The following is a 17,394-nucleotide window of genomic DNA, read 5'->3' on the forward strand; positions in this document are numbered from 1 at the left end:
CATTGCGGCGCCTGGAAGATGCTCAGGCGTGGTCGGTCGCTGCCCTTGAATACGAATTGGGCTACCTGCTCGAATCAAAATCGGTGCCACCAGGATGGTTGCCTGGCAAGAAGCCGCTAGCCCGTTTCTGGCGATTCGCCAAACGGCTGCCTTTGATGGCGGATGCTGTCGAGGCTTGGCTGGGCCAGCAGGCAGGCAAGGCGGTCGCAGGTGTGGGTGGCGTTCATTCGACCGTTTGCGAACAAGATTACGTGGCAGCGGTAGAGCGGATAAAGCAGCTTATTTTCTCCGGCGACTGCTATCAGGTGAATCTCACCTTTCCGCTCGAATTCGACTGGTTCGGCTCTCCTCTGGCTCTCTATGCGAGGTTACGCGAGCGTCAGCCGGTACGTTACGGCGGCTTTGTCGGTGATCGTTCGCAGGGACTGCTTTCCCTTTCGCCTGAGCTCTTTCTTGAGCGCCAAGGCGAGAGGCTGCTAACGCGGCCAATGAAGGGAACAGCGCCACGTAGCGCTCCCGCCGAGCAATTGCGCAACTCCGAGAAAGATTGCGCCGAAAACCTGATGATCGTGGACCTGCTGCGTAACGATCTTGGGCGGGTGGCCGACAACGGTAGCGTGGTGGTTGATCATCTGTTCGAGATCGAGGATTACCCGACGGTCTGGCAAATGGTCTCCGAAGTCTCGGCGCGGGCTGGTGGCAGGACTTTTGGTGAAATACTGCGGGCGCTTTTTCCCTGTGGCTCGATTACCGGTGCGCCAAAGATTCGCGCCATGCAGATTGCCGCTGAGCTTGAAGGCACGCCACGTGGTGTCTATACCGGTGCTCTTGGCTGGATTGCGCCAGGGGGTGACTTTCGCTTGAATGTGGCAATTCGCACCCTGGAATTGCAAGCGGGAGGGCGAGGCAAGCTGGGTATTGGCAGCGGCATCGTGGCGGACTCTCAGCCGCTGGCAGAGTGGCAGGAATGTCAGCTTAAGGCCGGATTTCTGCGTAATTCTGATCCAGGGGTTTCACTGATCGAGACGTTGCGTCGCGAAGAAGGTGCATATCCGCGTTTCGCCGGCCATCTGGCTCGCTTGCGCCAGTCGGCGGCTTGGCTGGGCTTCAGCCTTGACGAAAAGCGGGTCATGGAATTGCTGGCCGAACAGCCCCAAAGTGGGCTTTGGCGGGTGCGCCTGACGCTAAACAAAGATGGCCGCCTTGCTGTGCAGTCGTTTCCGCTCGCTGATGAGCCTGGCACTCTGCGTCAGGCGCTATTGGCCCATCAGCCGATTTGTTCTACGCATCCCTTGCGCCGCCACAAGACAACCGATCGTGCACTCTACGACGAAGCGCTAAGTGTTCTGGTGGGCGATCCGCAATTGTTTGATGTGGTCTTTCTGAATGAGCGCGGTGAGGTAGCCGAGGGCGCACGCAGCAACGTATTTGTCGAGCGCGATGGGGTTTTCCTGACGCCGCCTCTGGCAAGCGGTGCCTTGCCCGGCGTGTTGCGGGCCGAAATGCTGGCCGATGGGCGAGCGCGTGAAACGGTGCTATGGCCGGATGACCTGTGTGATGGCTTCTGGCTGGGAAATGCCCTGCGTGGGCTGGTTTGGGTGTCCCTTAGGACAAAGGCCTGAAAATCAGGGATTTCCAGGCCTTTGGGGGAACTGCATCCCACAGGGGGGGGCGTGCCAGCCCCAGTGGGATGGTGTGCCTTGGGCTGATCAGCCGCGCAGCTTGCGCAGATATAGCCCGAGCAAAGAGAAGAGGCCGGCTGCGATACCGTAGTAGAAGGCTTTGGCCGCAACGTCCTGATATTCGATCAGTACCGGTACTTCGTTTTCCACCTTGTAGCGAATGGTAGTCTGGAAGTGCCAGGATGAGGCCTTCACCTCATAAATGCCGTTTTCCTTCTTCCATTTCAGCCAGTTCTGCTTTTCTTCGACATCGCCGGCTGGCTCAGGCATCTCCAGCGTGGTGTAAATGCCTTTGGCCTTGGCGTCAGCCAGTTCGCTGTAGGCAAAACCACAGGGTTCCTTGTCGGCGGCACAAACGGCGACCACGCGGAACTCGGGTTTCCATTCAGCGTTCTTTTCCCATGGCCAGGACATGATGAAGGCGACTGTCCATACCCAGACCAGTCCGGTAAAGATCATCAGGGCGATGAATATCTTGGCAAAAAAACCGCGTTTGTCTTCCATATGTCTCTCTATGCCTGGCCGAGCTTGGCCAGTTGGGGTTTAAGTTGTTCCAGCGTTGCCGTGAAATCGGCCACCCGCTGCTTTTCCTGATCGATCACCGCTGCCGGGGCGCGGGCGACGAAACCTTCGTTGGCGAGCTTGCCCTGGGCAATCGAAATCTGCTTTTCCAGCTTCTCGATTTCCTTGGCGAGGCGCACGCGTTCGGCGGCTACGTCGATTTCCACCTTCAGCATCAGGCGGGTTTCACCGACTACGGCAACCGGCGCCATGGCATCGGCCGGCATGTCGGAAACGATTTGTACCTCGGAGAGCTTACCCAGAGCTTGCAGGATGGCTGCGAACTCGGAAATCTCGGCGCCGCCACCAGCCACCAGTAGCGGCATGCGCAGGGCCGGCGAGACATTCATCTCGCCACGCAGGTTGCGGCAGGCGTAGGCCAGGGCCTTGAGGCGCTCGACCTTGGCTTCGGAGGCAGGATCGAGCTTGTACTCCTCGGCGCGCGGGTAGGCGGCGAGCATGATCGAGTCGTGCGTCTTGCGGCCGGCGATCGGCGCGACGGTCTGCCACAGCTCTTCGGTGATGAACGGAATGAGCGGGTGGGCCAGGCGCAGCACGGCTTCCAGCGTGCGGACTAGGGTGCGGCGGGCGCCGCGCTGCTGGGCATCGTTGCCGGTCTGGATCTCGACCTTGGCGATTTCCAGGTACCAGTCGCAGAACTCGTCCCAGATGAATTTGTAGATGGCCTGGGCAACAAGGTCGAAACGGTAGTCGGTGAAGTGCTGCTCGACTTCCTTCTCGACGCGCTGCAGCTGGCTGACGATCCAGCGGTCAGCGAAGCTGAATTCGAGCGGGGCAGAACCGCCACAGGCCGGACCGTTCTGCTGATGTTCGAGGGCCAGGTCATGGCCTTCTACATTCATCAGCACGAAGCGCGTGGCATTCCACAGCTTGTTGCAGAAATTGCGATAGCCATCGCAGCGATTCAGGTCGAACTTGATGTCGCGGCCGGGCGAGGCGAGGCTGGCAAAGGTGAAACGCAGGGCGTCGGTGCCGAAGGAAGCGATGCCTTCCGGGAATTCCTTCTTGGTTTTCTTGGCGATGCTCTCGGCTTGCTTCGGGTTCATTAGGCCGGTCGTGCGCTTTTCGATCAGCGCGTCGAGGCCGATGCCGTCGATGAGGTCGATCGGGTCGAGTACGTTGCCCTTCGATTTCGACATCTTCTGGCCTTCGCCATCGCGGATCAGGCCATGCACGTAAACGTGCTTGAACGGGATCTGGCCGGTGATTTGCTTGGTCATCATGACCATGCGGGCGACCCAGAAGAAGATGATGTCGAAGCCGGTGACCAGCACGGTCGACGGCAAATATTGCTGCAAAATCGGGTTGGCGGCGTCGATGGCCTCGTCGCCCGTCCAGTCCAGCGTCGAGAACGGCCACAGGGCGGATGAGAACCAGGTGTCGAGGACGTCTTCGTCACGGCTCAGGGCGCCGGTGTAGCCCTGTTTGGCCGCTTCGGCCTTGGCTTCTGCCTCGCTGTGAGCGACAAAAATCTGGCCGTTATCGCCATACCAGGCCGGAATCTGGTGGCCCCACCATAGCTGGCGGGAAATACACCAATCCTGGATGTTGTTGAGCCACTGGTTGTAGGTATTGACCCAGTTTTCCGGGTAGAACTTGATCTCGCCGGAATGGACGACGTCGAGCGCCTTCTCGGTGATCGACTTGCCGTCGTCACCCGGCTTGGACATGGCGACAAACCACTGGTCGGTGAGCATCGGCTCGATGACGACGTTGGTCCGGTCGCCGCGCGGCACCTTGAGCTTGTGCTTGTCGGTCTTTTCCAGGATGCCGAGGGCTTCGAGATCGGCGACGACGGCCTTGCGGGCGTCGAAGCGGTCGAGGCCACGGTATTTCTCCGGGGCGTTTTCGTTGATCTTGGCGTCCAGCGTCAGGATCGAGATCATCGGCAGGCCGTGGCGCTGGCCAACCGCGTAGTCGTTGAAGTCATGCGCCGGCGTGACCTTGACGCAGCCTGTGCCGAATTCGAGATCGACATAGCTGTCGGCGATGATCGGGATTTCTCGATCGGTCAGCGGCAGCTTCACCATCTTGCCGATCATGTGCTTGTAGCGCTCGTCTTCCGGGTGAACCATGACGGCGGTGTCGCCAAGCATGGTTTCCGGCCGCGTCGTGGCGACGACCAGGCTATCCGAGCCATCGGCCAGCGGATAGCGGATGTGCCACATGAAGCCGTCTTCTTCCTCCTGCACCACTTCGAGGTCGGAAACGGCAGTGTGCAGCTTTGGATCCCAGTTCACCAGCCGCTTGCCGCGGTAGATCAGGCCTTCGTTGAACAGGCGGACGAAAGTTTCGGTGACGACCTTGTTGAGGCCGGCATCCATCGTGAAGCGTTCGCGCTTCCAGTCCGGGCTGGTGCCCATGCGGCGCATCTGCTTGGTGATGGTGTTGCCGGAGTATTCCTTCCATTCCCAGACTTTTTCCAGGAACTTCTCACGGCCGAGGTCGTGGCGGCTGATGCCCTGCGCGTCCAGTTGCCGCTCGACGACGATCTGCGTCGCGATGCCGGCGTGGTCGGTGCCCGGCTGCCACAGTGTGTTGTGGCCACGCATCCGGTAATAGCGGGTCAGGGCGTCCATCAGCGTCTGGTTGAAACCGTGGCCCATGTGCAGCGTACCGGTCACATTGGGCGGCGGCAGCAAGATGCAGAAGTTTTCTTCAGGTGCCTTGCTGCTATCTACGCCGGCAGCGAAGTAATTCTGGGCTTCCCACTCGGGGTACCAGCGGCGTTCGATATCGGCTGGTTCAAAGGCTTTGGCGAGTTCCATGGGCTTGTCGGAAAAGGGGAAAACCCATGATTATACCGGAGCCTAGCACCGGTATCGGCGCGATCTCAGTCGTGCGAAGGCTGAGCGTCAATCATGGCCTGCTCGGCCAGGAAATCGCGGACGGTCGATTCGATGATGCCTGGTAATTCAGCGCTCAGGCGTTGTTCGACGCGGCGAGCCAGTTCGTAAATCAACTGGTCACGCAGCGCGGGATCGATTGTTGGGGCCAACGGTGTTGGCACCAATATCTCGACATCTGGCTCGATGATGGCGTCAGAGGTGGCGATGAACACCGGTTCCTCTATTGCCAAAAGCTCAGCGGAGACGGAAATCTCTGCATCCAGCAAAACCGGAATGTCGTCTTCGTCGATGGCATCGGTCAGTACCGGCAGGTCGTCAAACTCGTTGTCGCTCTGGCGTTTGCGGTGCATCAGCGCGTCGGCGCGGGCGAGTATCGGGCTGGGCACTAGGTTTCCTTAACGGTCGCTGAGGTCGAAGTAGCGTACTTCGTAACCGCGATCCTTGTAGAACTTGACGCGATCCCGGGCGGCAAGACGGTCGCTTTCGTCCTGGCCAACAACCTCGATCAGGCTTTGGAAGCGCGAAAAACCAGGGGGGATTTCCCGGCTCAGGTTCATCAGGCGCTCATCCTGCGGGATCGTTTCTAGCGTGTCGGTGATCAGGATCGGGGTTTCGGCCGCCAATGGCGAATCCGCCCGGCAGTGCGGCACGAAACTGAGTGGAGCATGGGTCCAGAGCATGCGGTCGACGCTGCCAGCAACTTCTTTTTCAAGGGCGTACACCAGCACCGCTTTCTTCTTGGCATAGGCGCCACTCAGCAGAGCGCAGGCAGCGGCGATCTTGTCAGACGCGCCGTGGTAAAAAAATACTTCCGTCAATTGAGTTTGCCTGCCCGTTGCAGCAGGTAATAGGCGAGCATGGGCACCGGGCGGCCGGTAGCGCCCTTGTCGGCGCCGGATTTCCAGGCGGTGCCAGCGATGTCGAGGTGGGCCCAGTCGAATTTCTTGGTGAACCGCGACAGGAAGCAGGCGGCAGAGATGGCGCCACCCCAGCGGCCGCCGATGTTGGCCATGTCGGCAAACGGGCTCTTCAACAACTCCTGGTAGTCATCCCACAATGGCATGTGCCAGCCGCGGTCGTTGGCGTCTTCGCCGGCGTCGAGCAGGTCGCGGGCCAGGGCGTCCTTGTTGGCGAACAGGCCGGTCGCAATGCTGCCCAGAGCGACGACGCAGGCACCGGTCAGGGTCGCCACGTCAATCACTGTATCGGGCTCAAAGCGTTCGGCATAAGTCAGGGCATCGCACAGGATCAGGCGGCCTTCGGCATCGGTATTCAGAATTTCGATGGTCTGACCCGACATGGAAGTAACGATGTCGCCGGGGCGGGTGGCATTGCCTCCAGGCATGTTCTCTGTCGCGGGTACGACAACCGTCAGGTTGATCGGCAGCGCCATGCGCGCCACAGCCTGCATGGTGCCCAGAACGCTGGCGGCACCGCACATGTCGTATTTCATCTCGTCCATTTCGGCGCCGGGTTTCAACGAAATGCCGCCGGTGTCGAAAGTGACGCCCTTGCCCACCAGCACAACAGGCTTTTCGCTGGCTCGGGAACCCTTGTAGGTCAGGACGATCAGTTTTGGAGGCTGGTGTGATCCGCGGGCCACCGAAAGCAGGGAGTGCATGCCGAGCTTTTCCATGTCGGCGCGATCAAGGATTTCGCAGCCCAGCTTGAATTCCTCGGCCATGGCCTGTGCCTGCTCGGCGAGATAGGTTGGATGGCAGATATTGGGGGGCAGGTTGCCCAGTGTTTTTGCCATGGCCATGCCTTCGGCAATGGCGAGGCCTTGCGCCAGAGCTTCCTCGGCCGGGGCCAGTTCGTTGCGTCGTTCGACGCTGATGGTCAGTTTGCGCAGCGGCCGACGAATTTCTTCCTTCTTGCTCTTGAACTGGTCGAACTTGTAGGTGGCATCCAGCGCAATCATGGCCGTCTGGCGAACGCGCCAGGCGATACTACGTTTTTTGACCGGCAGTTCGGTCAGGAAAATGGAGGCATCAAAGGCGCCGGTTTCGTTCAATACTTTGACTGCTGTCCGGATGGCGCTGGCGAATTCCTTTTCCCGGAATTCCTTTTCCTTACCCAGGCCGACAAGCAGGATGCGGTCGCACAGCGTGGAAGGCACGCTGTGCAGCAGCAAGGTGCTGCCCGCCTTGCCTTCCATGTCGCCACGCCGAATGATGTCGGAAAGATAACCCCCGGATGCCTTGTCGAGCAGTTCGGCGGGAAGTGTCATTTTCCTTGATTCAAAAATCCCCACAACGACGCAGGCGCTACGCTGTTTTTCCGGGCTACCGCTTTTTATGCTAAATTCCACAAGCTGCTCCTGATCAAGGAAATATCAGTATTTGAGGGATTATCCTCGTATTTTTTCGGTTTCGTCAAAGCATGATATTCGAGCGCGCCGCCCGGCGCGAATTTGCCCAGGCAGCTGCCGGCATCAGCGTTGCGCTGCTGGCTATTCTGACCTCCACCAATCTGATTCGCCTGCTCAAGGAAGCGGCCGGCGGTCGAATTGCGCCCGAAGCGGTTGCCTCACTGCTGGGCTTCTCAGCGCTGAACTTCATGCCGGTGCTCCTCTCGCTGACCCTTTTCGTCTCCGTACTGCTGAGTTTGTCGCGGGTTTACCGGGATTCGGAGATGGTGGTCTGGTTTTCTTCCGGTCTGCCGCTGACAGGGTGGGTTTCCCCCGTTTTGCGATTTGCTGCACCGATTGTTATTGCTATCGCTGTGGTTTCCGGCTTTCTGGCGCCTTGGGCGAATTCCAGTTCAGCTGAGTATCGCGAAAAACTATCAGCCCGAAGTGAGCTTTCCCAAGTCTCCCCAGGAGCCTTCCGGGAAGTGAAAAAAGGGCAGCGCGTATTTTTTGTTGAGGGCGTCGAGGGGGACGGTAGTCACGTCGGCAATGTCTTCGTTGCGTCTTATCAGGAAGGCAAGCTCGGCGTCATCATGTCGGACTCCGGTTACCAGGAAGCCTCCGGTAATGGCGACCGCTTCGTGGTTTTGGAGCATGGGCGCCGCTACGAGGTTGAGCCGGGGACGCCTGCCTTCAAGGTAATGGAGTTCGAGCGTTACCGGGCCCGGGTCGAGGATGGAGAGCCGACACCTTCTGATCTGTCACCCAAAGGAATGCCGATTACCCGACTGGTGCTTGAGGATAGCAATCAGGCCCGGGGCGAACTGTTGTGGCGGGTCGGTTTGCCGGTATCTGCCTTGGTTCTGTGCTTGCTGGCTATTCCGCTTTCATATGTCAATCCGCGGGCTGGTCGTTCCGCCAATATGCTAATTGCTATCCTGGTTTACGCGATTTACAACAATCTGCTGTCGGTCAGTCAGGCCTGGGTGGCGCAGGGGAAAATGTCGTTCTGGGTCGGCCTTTGGGCCGCGCATGCGTTGATGCTGTTGCCGCTGCTCTTGCTTTTTTACCGACGAGTAGTCGTTCGTATGCCTTGGCAGAGGTGGGGTGCATGATATCCCGCTTGAATCTCTATCAGCGCTATCTCATTCGCGAAACATTTGCCTCGGTGTTTCTCGTTCTGGCGGCCTTTTTGGCGCTGTTCGCCTTCTTTAACTTTATTGACGAACTGCGTACTGTTGGCAAGGCTGGCTATAGCGTTGTGCATGCGGCTCTTTTTGTCGCGCTCAGCATGCCGGGTTTGGTCTATGAGCTGATACCGATTGCGACCTTGATTGGCACGCTGTACGCACTGTCCACCTTGGCGCGGCATTCCGAAATTACCGTGCTACGGGCGTCGGGTTTGGCGACGAGTGATCTGCTGATGACTTTATTCCGTGCTGCCCTGCTTTTGGCTTTGCTTACCTTCCTGATTGGTGAAGCGGTTGTTCCATTCAGCGAGCGCCTGGGAAAGGAGATCCGGGCCAAGGCGTTAAGTACGGTAATCGCGCAAAGTGGTTTCGACAGTGGCTTGTGGGTCAAGGATGGACGTAGCTTCATCAATATCCGGAAAGCCGCTCCTGATGCGCCTCTTGAGGGGGTTCGTATCTACCATTTCAGCCAGCAGAATCTGCTTGAGTCGGTGACGGATGCTCAGAGAGCGGATTTCGAAGATCCCGATCTATGGCGTTTGAGTGGGGTGGTGAAAACGGTACTTGAGGGGGATTCCTCTCGTGTTGAAAGTGCTCAGGCGGGTGAATGGCGGTCCACTGTTACGCCGACACTGCTTGCGGCGCTGATGGTTTCTCCTGAGCGCATGTCGCTTTTGGGGCTCCTGAATTACACCAGGCATCTGACCGAGAACAAGCAGAAAACCGAGCGCTACGAAATAGCCCTCTGGAAGAAGGTGGTCTACCCCTTGGCCGCACTCGTCATGGTGGCGTTGGCGCTACCTTTCGGCTACTCGCATAATCGGGTCGGCGGCGTCAGTCTGAAAATATTTGCCGGCGTAATGCTGGGTATTCTTTTCTATGCCCTGAATGGGCTGTCGTCGAATCTTGGAGCGATCAATTCGTGGTCGCCAGTGGTCAGTGCGACTGCGCCTTCGGCGATATTTCTGCTTATTGCGACCGGAATGCTCTGGTGGGTCGAGCGCCGCTGATCAGCCAGCGACAACAATCCTTGTTCCGGCAAGTCTGTCGTGCAGAAATTGCTGATCCTTGTCGAACATGACCCAGAAGATGCCAATGCCAAACAGCAGGATGCTGGGCCAGGCGATCAGGTAGCGCAGCACCGCCTGCATTGGGCGCAAGGGCAATCCGTTGGCATTAACGATGCGGAGCTTCCATGTTTTCATGGGTAGCGTCTGGCCGCCATTGAGCCAGCACCAGACGAAGTAGATCAGCAGCAGAACAAGGATATGAAGCCACAGGGCTCTTGGGCTGATCGTCCAGCCAAACCCGGAAAGGACGACCTGTGGCATCAGGAAACCGATCAGCAGGATCGAGAAGACGACGAGTCCTTCGTAGAGCATGCAGACCAGGCGCCGCTGAATACCCGGAAGTTGAGTTGTCATCATTGAGCGCTTCCACCAACCGCCGAGGGTTGGGCTGGTGGTGTTCCTGTTCCGGTTGCGGCGTCAGTCGCGTGGGGGGCGGCTGAACTTGAAAGAGGAGCTGAGGCTGGTGGAGTGGCAAGCAGCTTCGATGATTTGCCGGTTTCTCTAATGCGCTGCTTTTCATCGGCAGGGAGATTTGAATATGCCTCCCACTTTTGCCTGACTACCTGTTTCTGCTCGGGGGGGAGTTGCTTGAAGTCTTTGTAGGTGTCGCGGACTTTTGAGCGCTCCGTCGGTGAGAGGCCTGCCCATTCGCGCATCCGGTCCTGTATCCGTTGTTGCTCGTCCTGTTTCATGCTCGGGTAGCGTTCAGCAATGCCAAGCCACTTTTTCTTCCGGATGTTCTCCATCCCGTCCCAGTCTTTTGCGAGTGGTGCGAGAATATTTCTTTGTTGGCCGTTCAGCTGACTCCATGCAGGTTGTGGAGGCGTGCCAATGATCGCTGTCGTTGGCGGTTCGGCAGCGAAAGAAGAACTAAGGGCAAGACTGAGAATCAGTCCTCCGAGGAATCGTCTACAAGCCATTCGAAGAAATCGTTATCCAGGAAAGCATCGGGAGGCAAATCGTCGGTCAGAAGGGCGCTATCCACTTCTTCCAATTCGGTGACGTACTGGACGCTGTGCCAATAGAAAGAAATCCACATGCCAAGTAGCAATGCCAGCACGGCAAGTATCTGCTTGAGATAGGGAATGTGAGAACCCGTTCGGAATGAGTGCGAGCCAAACCCGGCCAGCACCATTTGCGGAGCAGCTTGTTTCTGGCGCGCCAATGCCTGATGGCGAGCGGCTTCCAGCCTCCGGGATGCGGCCGGAGGAATGTCTTTCAGTCCGTGGTTCAGCGCTTGCCGAACGCGATATGCATAACGTTCTTCGTTCATAGCTTTATACCTTTTGCCGATAGAGCGGCGGCAAGCGTGTGGGTGGCACGCGAGCAATGGGTCTTGACGCTGCCTTCCGAGCAACCCATCGCAGCCGCAGTTTCGGCTACGTCCATGTCTTCCCAGTAACGCATGAGGAAGGCTTCCCGTTGACGTGTGGGCAATTTTTTTATTTCGTCGTCGATAAGATTCAGGGTCTGGGCCTGGAGTAACTTGCTTTCCGGGGTTCTTGGGCCGGCATCATCTTCGTCGGCGGCCAGTGTTTCGAGCGGGTCGTGGTCATCGTCGTCGTCCGGGGTGAATGCCGAGAGCAACGTCGTCCACATTGAGCGCACCTTGCTGCGCCGATAGTAGTCGCGGATGGTGTTTTGCAAAATGCGCTGGAAGAGCATCGGAAACTCTTCGTTAGGACGGTCGCCATATTTCTCGGCGAGCTTGAGCATGGCATCCTGAACGATGTCCAGCGCCGCCTCTTCATCGCGGACGGCAAACATCGCCTGTTTGAAGGCCCGGCGCTCGATAGATTCGAGAAAGCTGGAAAGTTGTTGGGGTGATGCCAGGGTCGTCTCTTCCAATAGGCCTTGAGCAATATGGGGAATACCGGGAAACCTTGACCGAAAAGGGGCGGTCGATTAAGGTTACGCCCTTTTAGGCAACAGCTTTTTTGGGCTCAAGAATGATGATCAGCGGTGCAGAAATTGTAATCAGGTGCCTGCAAGAAGAAAAGGTCGAATATGTGTTCGGTTACCCAGGGGGTTCCGTTTTGCACATTTATGATGCACTTTTCAAGCAGGATCAGGTCAAGCACATTCTCGTTCGCCACGAGCAGGCTGCTGTCCATGCTGCAGACGCGTTTTCGCGTTCCTCGCAGAAGGTAGGCGTCGCGCTGGTGACCTCGGGGCCCGGTGTGACCAACACCGTGACGGGTATTGCCACCGCTTACATGGATTCGATTCCGATGGTGGTCATCACTGGTCAGGTGCCGACCCAATACATCGGTCAGGACGCCTTCCAGGAGTGCGACACGGTCGGCATCACCCGTCCGTGCGTCAAGCACAATTTCCTGGTCAAGGATGTCAAGGACTTGGCCTCGACGATCAAGAAGGCCTTTCATATTGCCTCGACTGGTCGGCCCGGTCCGGTCGTTGTTGATGTTCCGAAGGACATCACCGCTCAGATGTGCGAGTTCGATTACCCCAAGACCGTTCATATGCGGTCCTACAACCCGGTGGTCAAAGGGCATCTGGGGCAGATCAAAAAAGCTGTGCAGATTCTTCAGGAAGCCAAGCGCCCGATTATTTATACCGGCGGTGGCGTGATTCTTTCGGATGCGGCCGAAAAGTTGACTCAACTGGCTCGCAAGCTGGATTTTCCGGTCACCAATACGCTGATGGGCTTGGGCGGTTATCCGGCCACCGATCGTCAGTTCGTTGGCATGCTGGGCATGCACGGCACGTTCGAGGCCAACAATGCCATGCACTACGCCGATGTGATCCTGGCGATTGGTGCCCGTTTCGATGACCGCGTGATTGGCAACCCTGATCACTTCGGTAGCGAGAAGCGCCGCGTCATTCACATCGATATCGATCCTTCGTCGATTTCCAAGCGGGTCAAGGTCGATGTGCCTATTGTCGGTAATGTGCCTGATGTCCTGGATGAAATCCTGAAGTTGCTCGACGGTGGATTCAAGACCGATCCGGAAGTCTCCGACTGGTGGAAACAGATTGAGGAATGGCGTGGCCGTGATTCTCTGCGTTACAAGCAGGCTGAACACATCATGCCGCAGTACGTCGTCGAAAAATTGTACGAAGTGACCGGGGGCGATGCCTTCATTACTTCCGACGTTGGCCAGCACCAGATGTTTGCCGCGCAGTACTACAAGTTCAACAAGCCGCGTCGCTGGATCAATTCCGGTGGTCTGGGCACCATGGGCGTTGGCTTGCCTTATGGCATGGGTGTCCTGCTCGCCAATCCCGGAGCGCAAGTGGCTTGTGTGACTGGCGAAGGTTCCATCCAGATGTGTATTCAGGAAATGTCGACTTGCAAGCAGTATGAACTGCCGGTCAAGATCATCAACCTGAACAACGGCATGCTGGGTATGGTCCGTCAGTGGCAGGAGATGTTCTACTCCAAGCGTTATTCCCAGTCCTACGTCACCTCGCTGCCTGATTTCGTCAAGCTGGCCGAAGCCTATGGTCACGTTGGCATGCGCATTGAAAAGCCGGAGGATGTCGAGCCGGCGTTGCGCAAGGCATTCACCGAGCACAAGAACGATCTGGTCTTCATGGACTTCATCATCGATCCGGGTGCCAACGTGTTCCCGATGGTCGCGGCAGGCAAGGGCCTGACCGAAATGATCCTCGCTGAAGATCTGTAAGCGGGGGAGGAAAAGAATATGCGACACATCATTTCCATCCTGATTGAAAACGAATCGGGCGCATTGTCCCGAGTGGCAGGGCTGTTCTCTGCCCGTGGCTATAACATCGATACGCTCACCGTGGCACCGACGGAAGATCCCTCGTTGTCCCGGATGACCATCCTGACCAGGGGTTCCGACGAGGTCCTCGAACAGATCACCAAGCAGCTCAACAAGCTGGTTGATGTGGTCAAGGTGGTTGATCTCTCCGAGGCTGCTCACGTCGAGCGCGAACTGATGCTGATCAAGGTTCGCGCCACCGGCAAGGACCGCGAAGAGATGAAGCGCATGGCCGATATTTTCCGTGGTCGCATCATCGATGTCACGGAGTCGACCTATGTGATCGAGTTGACTGGCGCAAGCTCCAAGCTCGACTCCTTCATTGCCGCGCTCGATGCCGGCCTGATTCTCGAAACCGTCCGTACCGGTGTCTGTGGCATCGGTCGTGGCGATCGTATTCTCAAAGTCTAACTATCTGTCTATAAAGAGGATTTCATGAAAGTTTATTACGACAAGGACGCCGATCTCTCCCTCATCAAGGGCAAGAAGGTCACCATCGTTGGTTACGGCTCGCAGGGCCACGCCCACGCCCAGAACCTGAAGGATTCCGGCGTCAAGGTCACGGTTGGCCTGCGCAAGGAAGGCGCTTCCTGGAAGAAGGCAGAAGCCGCTGGCCTGAAGGTCGAAGAAATCGCCAAGGCCGTCAAGGGTGCCGACGTTGTCATGATCCTGTTGCCGGATGAAAACATTCCGCAGGTGTACAACGAAGAAGTTGCTCCGAATTTGAAGAAGGGCGCTGCTCTGGCTTTTGCCCACGGCTTCAACGTGCATTACAACCAGGTCGTGCCGCGCGCCGACGTGGACGTCATCATGATTGCCCCGAAGGGTCCTGGTCACACCGTGCGTTCCGAGTATCTGAAGGGTGGCGGCGTGCCGTCCCTGATCGCTGTGTACCAGGACGTGACCAAGAAGGCCAAGGACATCGCCCTGTCCTACGCAGCAGCCAACGGCGGCACCAAGGGTGGCGTCATTGAAACCAACTTCCGTGAAGAAACTGAAACCGACCTGTTCGGTGAACAGGCTGTTCTGTGCGGCGGCGCTGTTGAACTGGTCAAGATGGGCTTCGAAACCCTGACCGAAGCTGGTTACGCTCCGGAAATGGCCTACTTCGAATGTCTGCATGAGCTCAAGCTGATTGTCGACCTGATGTACGAAGGCGGCATCGCCAACATGAACTACTCCATCTCCAACAATGCAGAGTATGGCGAGTACGTGACCGGCACCGAAGTGATCAACGAGCAGTCCCGCGAAGCCATGCGCAATGCACTGAAGCGCATCCAGACCGGCGAATATGCCAAGATGTTCATCCTCGAAGGCCGCACGAACTATCCTTCGATGACTGCCCGTCGTCGTCTGAATGCCGTGCATCCGATCGAAACCGTTGGTGGTCAGTTGCGCGACATGATGCCGTGGATTCGCAAGAACAAGCTGGTCGACCAATCCAAGAACTAATTTGGTCTCGGCTCGGTAGCGTCTCCCGTATTGGCTGACGCTATCCTCGCTTCGGGCGGTGCGGGAGACTGCACCGCCCTTGTTGTTTGTGGCTTTTCGCGGCGCCGGGTGTATCCTTTTCCGGTTGCCCATTCAATTGTGACCCATGACAGAACTCAAGCCCCGTAAGACCCTGTTCAATCCCGAGTTAAAGCGGCGCGGAATTTATGTGCTGCCCAATCTGTTCACTACGGCAGCCCTGTTTGCCGGGTTTTTCGCCATTGTGCAGGCCATGCAGGGGGATTTCGAGCGGGCGGCGATGGCGATCTTCATCGCCATGGTCCTTGATGGCCTCGATGGCCGTGTGGCGCGACTGACGCATACCCAATCGGCTTTTGGCGCCGAGTACGACTCGCTGTCGGATATGGTCAGCTTTGGCGCTGCGCCGGCGCTGGTCATGTACGAATGGGCATTGCGCGATCTCGGCCGCCTGGGCTGGATCGCCGCGTTTATCTATTGTGCGGGAGCGGCGTTGCGCTTGGCGCGTTTCAATACGACGCTGGAAGTAATGGACAAGCGTTTCTTCCAGGGTTTGCCCTCTCCGGCGGCGGCGGCGCTGGTCGCCGGTCTGGTCTGGGTGATGATTGTTTCCGGTGTCCCGGGCAGCGATGTGCGCTGGCTGGCTTGTGTGCTGACCATCTTTGCCGGCATCACCATGGTGTCCAATATCCGCTATTACAGCTTCAAGGACGTCAATCTCAAGAAGAGCGTGCCCTTCTTCGTGATTGCAGCAATTGCACTTGGCTTTGCACTGGTTGCCTACAGCCCTGAAATTGCCCTTTTCGGCTTCTTCGTCTTTTATGGTTTGTCCGGCTACGTGCTGGCCGCTGTCGGCCTGTTGAAACGTAAGGCACAGTGACTTCTCGGAGCAGTATATGAAACAGCATCTGGTTATTTTCGACACCACGCTGCGTGACGGCGAGCAAAGCCCTGGCGCATCGATGACCAAGGAAGAAAAGCTTCGCGTTGCCCGTCAGCTCGAAAAAATGAAGGTTGACGTCATTGAGGCGGGTTTCGCTGCGGCGTCCCAAGGTGACTTCGATGCCATCCACGCCATTGCCCAGACCATCAAGGATTCGACGGTTTGTTCGCTGGCACGGGCCAATGAGAATGATATTCGCCGGGCCGGTGAGGCGATCAAGCCGGCCAAGTCCGGTCGTATACATACCTTTATCGCGACCTCTCCCATCCACATGGAAAAGAAGTTGCGCATGACGCCTGATCAGGTGGTCGAGCAGGCAATCAAGGCGATTGGCTGGGCTCGTGAATACACCGATGACGTCGAGTTTTCAGCTGAAGATGCTGGACGTTCCGAACTGGACTTCCTATGTCGTATCTTCGAGGAGGTCATCAAGGCCGGTGCAACGACCATCAATGTGCCGGATACCGTTGGCTACAATATCCCCTCGCAGTACGCGGAGACCATGCGCCAGTTGATCGAGCGTGTGCCTAATTCCGGCAAAGTCGTTTGGTCGGTCCATTGCCATAACGACCTCGGGCTGGCTGTGTCCAATTCCCTGGCTGCGGTGCTGTCAGGGGCGCGTCAGGTCGAATGTACAATCAATGGTCTTGGTGAGCGGGCCGGTAACGCGGCGCTGGAAGAGATCGTCATGGCGGTGCGTACCCGGGCCGATGTCTTCCCGGTCGAGACACGCATCGATACAACCCAGATCGTGCCGGCGTCGAAGCTGGTGTCGCAGATTACGGGTTATCCGGTGCAGCCGAACAAGGCCGTGGTTGGCGCCAATGCCTTCGCCCACGAGTCCGGTATCCATCAGGATGGCGTGCTGAAGCATCGTGAAACCTACGAAATCATGCGAGCTCAGGATGTGGGCTGGACACAGAACAAACTGGTGCTCGGCAAGCATTCCGGCCGCAATGCCTTCAAGAATCGCCTGCAGGAGTTGGGTATCGAATTGGATAGCGATGAGGCGATGAATGCTGCGTTCGCGCGTTTCAAGGAATTGGCCGACAAGAAACACGAAATCTTCGACGAAGACCTGCATGCCTTGGTTTCTGACGAACTAGTGACACCGGATCAGGAATACTACAAGCTGGTCTATTCGCGCGTTTGTTCCGAGACGGGCGAGATGCCGCGGGCGCTAGTGATCCTTAACGTTGGCGGCACCGAGCACAAGGCCGAGGCTGATGGTGGTGGGCCGGTCGATGCGACTTTCAAGGCCATCGAGAGCATTGCCAGTAGTGGCGCCGAATTGCTGCTCTATTCGGTCAATGCAATTACCACCGGGACCGATGCGCAGGGTGAGGTGACAACTCGTCTGTCCAAGGGTGATCGCATCGTCAATGGCAACGGCGCGGATACGGACATCGTCATCGCTTCAGCGCGGTCCTATCTGAATGCGCTGAACAAGCTGCATTCGACGCTCGACAAGGTCAAGGCGCAAGGCAACGTCTGATTGCTCTGCCTTGT

17 protein-coding genes are annotated in these 17,394 nt (G+C 57.6%); 8 read left to right on the forward strand and 9 right to left on the reverse strand.

The window, feature by feature from the left end:
* The first annotated feature begins 2 nt into the window (after positions 1-2).
* A complete protein-coding gene (pabB, locus tag KI617_RS05640; protein WP_226451043.1) occupies positions 3-1,622 on the forward strand; it encodes an aminodeoxychorismate synthase component I in 1,620 nt (539 codons plus the stop codon).
* Positions 1,623-1,709: 87 nt separating this feature from the next.
* Here pabB and KI617_RS05645 read toward each other — a convergent pair whose 3' ends face one another.
* From KI617_RS05645 to KI617_RS05665, 5 genes are all read right to left on the reverse strand, one after another.
* Positions 1,710-2,186: a hypothetical protein gene (locus KI617_RS05645; RefSeq protein WP_226451044.1), complete on the reverse strand. Its 477-nt coding sequence runs from the start codon at positions 2,184-2,186 to the stop codon at positions 1,710-1,712.
* An 8-nt stretch (positions 2,187-2,194) separates the two neighbouring features.
* Positions 2,195-5,032, reverse strand: coding sequence for a valine--tRNA ligase (locus KI617_RS05650; RefSeq protein ID WP_226451045.1), 2,838 nt, complete (start codon positions 5,030-5,032; stop codon positions 2,195-2,197).
* A 65-nt stretch (positions 5,033-5,097) separates the two neighbouring features.
* Complete coding sequence (locus tag KI617_RS05655) at positions 5,098-5,499, reverse strand: hypothetical protein (RefSeq protein ID WP_226451046.1); 402 nt, start codon at positions 5,497-5,499, stop codon at positions 5,098-5,100.
* Positions 5,500-5,508: 9 nt separating this feature from the next.
* Complete coding sequence (locus tag KI617_RS05660; protein WP_226451047.1) at positions 5,509-5,931, reverse strand: DNA polymerase III subunit chi; 423 nt, start codon at positions 5,929-5,931, stop codon at positions 5,509-5,511.
* The gene (locus KI617_RS05665) at positions 5,928-7,424 is read right to left on the reverse strand and encodes a leucyl aminopeptidase (protein WP_226451048.1); all 1,497 of its coding nucleotides are present in this window, start codon (positions 7,422-7,424) and stop codon (positions 5,928-5,930) included. The genes KI617_RS05660 and KI617_RS05665 overlap by 4 nt, the downstream gene beginning before the upstream one ends.
* A 71-nt stretch (positions 7,425-7,495) precedes the next feature.
* Between KI617_RS05665 and lptF the strand changes: the two genes are divergently transcribed.
* Both lptF and lptG read left to right on the forward strand, forming a co-directional pair.
* Entirely contained in the window at positions 7,496-8,578 is a 1,083-nt protein-coding gene (lptF, locus tag KI617_RS05670; protein ID WP_226451049.1) for an LPS export ABC transporter permease LptF, read from the forward strand.
* Positions 8,575-9,663: an LPS export ABC transporter permease LptG gene (lptG, locus tag KI617_RS05675; protein WP_226451050.1), complete on the forward strand. Its 1,089-nt coding sequence runs from the start codon at positions 8,575-8,577 to the stop codon at positions 9,661-9,663. Before lptF ends, lptG begins: the two co-directional genes overlap by 4 nt.
* Here lptG and KI617_RS05680 read toward each other — a convergent pair whose 3' ends face one another.
* From KI617_RS05680 to KI617_RS05695, 4 genes are read right to left on the reverse strand one after another with little or no spacing between them, the layout of a single operon-like run.
* Positions 9,664-10,080 carry an RDD family protein gene (locus KI617_RS05680; RefSeq protein ID WP_226451051.1) on the reverse strand — a complete coding sequence of 139 codons (417 nt, stop codon included), beginning with the start codon at positions 10,078-10,080 and terminating at the stop codon, positions 9,664-9,666.
* On the reverse strand, positions 10,077-10,643 hold the full coding sequence (locus KI617_RS05685; protein WP_226451052.1) for a DUF3106 domain-containing protein: 567 nt from the start codon (positions 10,641-10,643) through the stop codon (positions 10,077-10,079). The genes KI617_RS05680 and KI617_RS05685 overlap by 4 nt, the downstream gene beginning before the upstream one ends.
* On the reverse strand, positions 10,613-10,996 hold the full coding sequence (locus KI617_RS05690; RefSeq protein ID WP_226451053.1) for a DUF3619 family protein: 384 nt from the start codon (positions 10,994-10,996) through the stop codon (positions 10,613-10,615). The genes KI617_RS05685 and KI617_RS05690 overlap by 31 nt, the downstream gene beginning before the upstream one ends.
* Positions 10,993-11,571 (reverse strand): RNA polymerase sigma factor, encoded by a 579-nt coding sequence (locus KI617_RS05695; protein WP_226451054.1) that lies wholly within the window; start codon positions 11,569-11,571, stop codon positions 10,993-10,995. The genes KI617_RS05690 and KI617_RS05695 overlap by 4 nt, the downstream gene beginning before the upstream one ends.
* Before the next feature lie 101 nt (positions 11,572-11,672).
* Here KI617_RS05695 and ilvB point away from each other — a divergent pair, with 101 nt between their 5' ends.
* The 5 genes from ilvB (at position 11,673) to KI617_RS05720 (ending at position 17,380) form a co-directional block, all read left to right on the forward strand.
* Positions 11,673-13,373 (forward strand): biosynthetic-type acetolactate synthase large subunit, encoded by a 1,701-nt coding sequence (gene ilvB / locus KI617_RS05700; protein ID WP_226451055.1) that lies wholly within the window; start codon positions 11,673-11,675, stop codon positions 13,371-13,373.
* An 18-nt stretch (positions 13,374-13,391) separates the two neighbouring features.
* Positions 13,392-13,883, forward strand: coding sequence for an acetolactate synthase small subunit (gene ilvN, locus KI617_RS05705; RefSeq protein ID WP_011288802.1), 492 nt, complete (start codon positions 13,392-13,394; stop codon positions 13,881-13,883).
* A 24-nt stretch (positions 13,884-13,907) separates the two neighbouring features.
* Complete coding sequence (ilvC, locus tag KI617_RS05710; RefSeq protein ID WP_226451056.1) at positions 13,908-14,924, forward strand: ketol-acid reductoisomerase; 1,017 nt, start codon at positions 13,908-13,910, stop codon at positions 14,922-14,924.
* 145 nt (positions 14,925-15,069) lie between these two features.
* A complete protein-coding gene (pssA, locus tag KI617_RS05715) occupies positions 15,070-15,822 on the forward strand; it encodes a CDP-diacylglycerol--serine O-phosphatidyltransferase (protein ID WP_226451057.1) in 753 nt (250 codons plus the stop codon).
* A gap of 16 nt (positions 15,823-15,838) precedes the next feature.
* Positions 15,839-17,380, forward strand: coding sequence for a 2-isopropylmalate synthase (locus KI617_RS05720; RefSeq protein ID WP_226451058.1), 1,542 nt, complete (start codon positions 15,839-15,841; stop codon positions 17,378-17,380).
* Positions 17,381-17,394: the final 14 nt, after the last annotated feature.

Source organism: Ferribacterium limneticum, assembly GCF_020510625.1.
GTDB lineage: Bacteria > Pseudomonadota > Gammaproteobacteria > Burkholderiales > Rhodocyclaceae > Azonexus > Azonexus limneticus_A.

Excerpts from the sequence above, each read along its gene's own strand:
- KI617_RS05720 (WP_226451058.1), top strand. The coding sequence starts at position 15,839 with ATGAAACAGCATCTGGTTATTTTCGACACCACGCTGCGTGACGGCGAG.
- lptG (WP_226451050.1), top strand. The coding sequence starts at position 8,575 with ATGATATCCCGCTTGAATCTCTATCAGCGCTATCTCATTCGCGAAACA.
- ilvC (WP_226451056.1), top strand. The coding sequence starts at position 13,908 with ATGAAAGTTTATTACGACAAGGACGCCGATCTCTCCCTCATCAAGGGC.
- pssA (WP_226451057.1), top strand. The coding sequence starts at position 15,070 with ATGACAGAACTCAAGCCCCGTAAGACCCTGTTCAATCCCGAGTTAAAG.
- KI617_RS05680 (WP_226451051.1), bottom strand. The coding sequence starts at position 10,080 with ATGATGACAACTCAACTTCCGGGTATTCAGCGGCGCCTGGTCTGCATG.
- ilvB (WP_226451055.1), top strand. The coding sequence starts at position 11,673 with ATGATGATCAGCGGTGCAGAAATTGTAATCAGGTGCCTGCAAGAAGAA.
- KI617_RS05650 (WP_226451045.1), bottom strand. The coding sequence starts at position 5,032 with ATGGAACTCGCCAAAGCCTTTGAACCAGCCGATATCGAACGCCGCTGG.
- KI617_RS05690 (WP_226451053.1), bottom strand. The coding sequence starts at position 10,996 with ATGAACGAAGAACGTTATGCATATCGCGTTCGGCAAGCGCTGAACCAC.
- lptF (WP_226451049.1), top strand. The coding sequence starts at position 7,496 with ATGATATTCGAGCGCGCCGCCCGGCGCGAATTTGCCCAGGCAGCTGCC.
- ilvN (WP_011288802.1), top strand. The coding sequence starts at position 13,392 with ATGCGACACATCATTTCCATCCTGATTGAAAACGAATCGGGCGCATTG.
- KI617_RS05645 (WP_226451044.1), bottom strand. The coding sequence starts at position 2,186 with ATGGAAGACAAACGCGGTTTTTTTGCCAAGATATTCATCGCCCTGATG.
- KI617_RS05685 (WP_226451052.1), bottom strand. The coding sequence starts at position 10,643 with ATGGCTTGTAGACGATTCCTCGGAGGACTGATTCTCAGTCTTGCCCTT.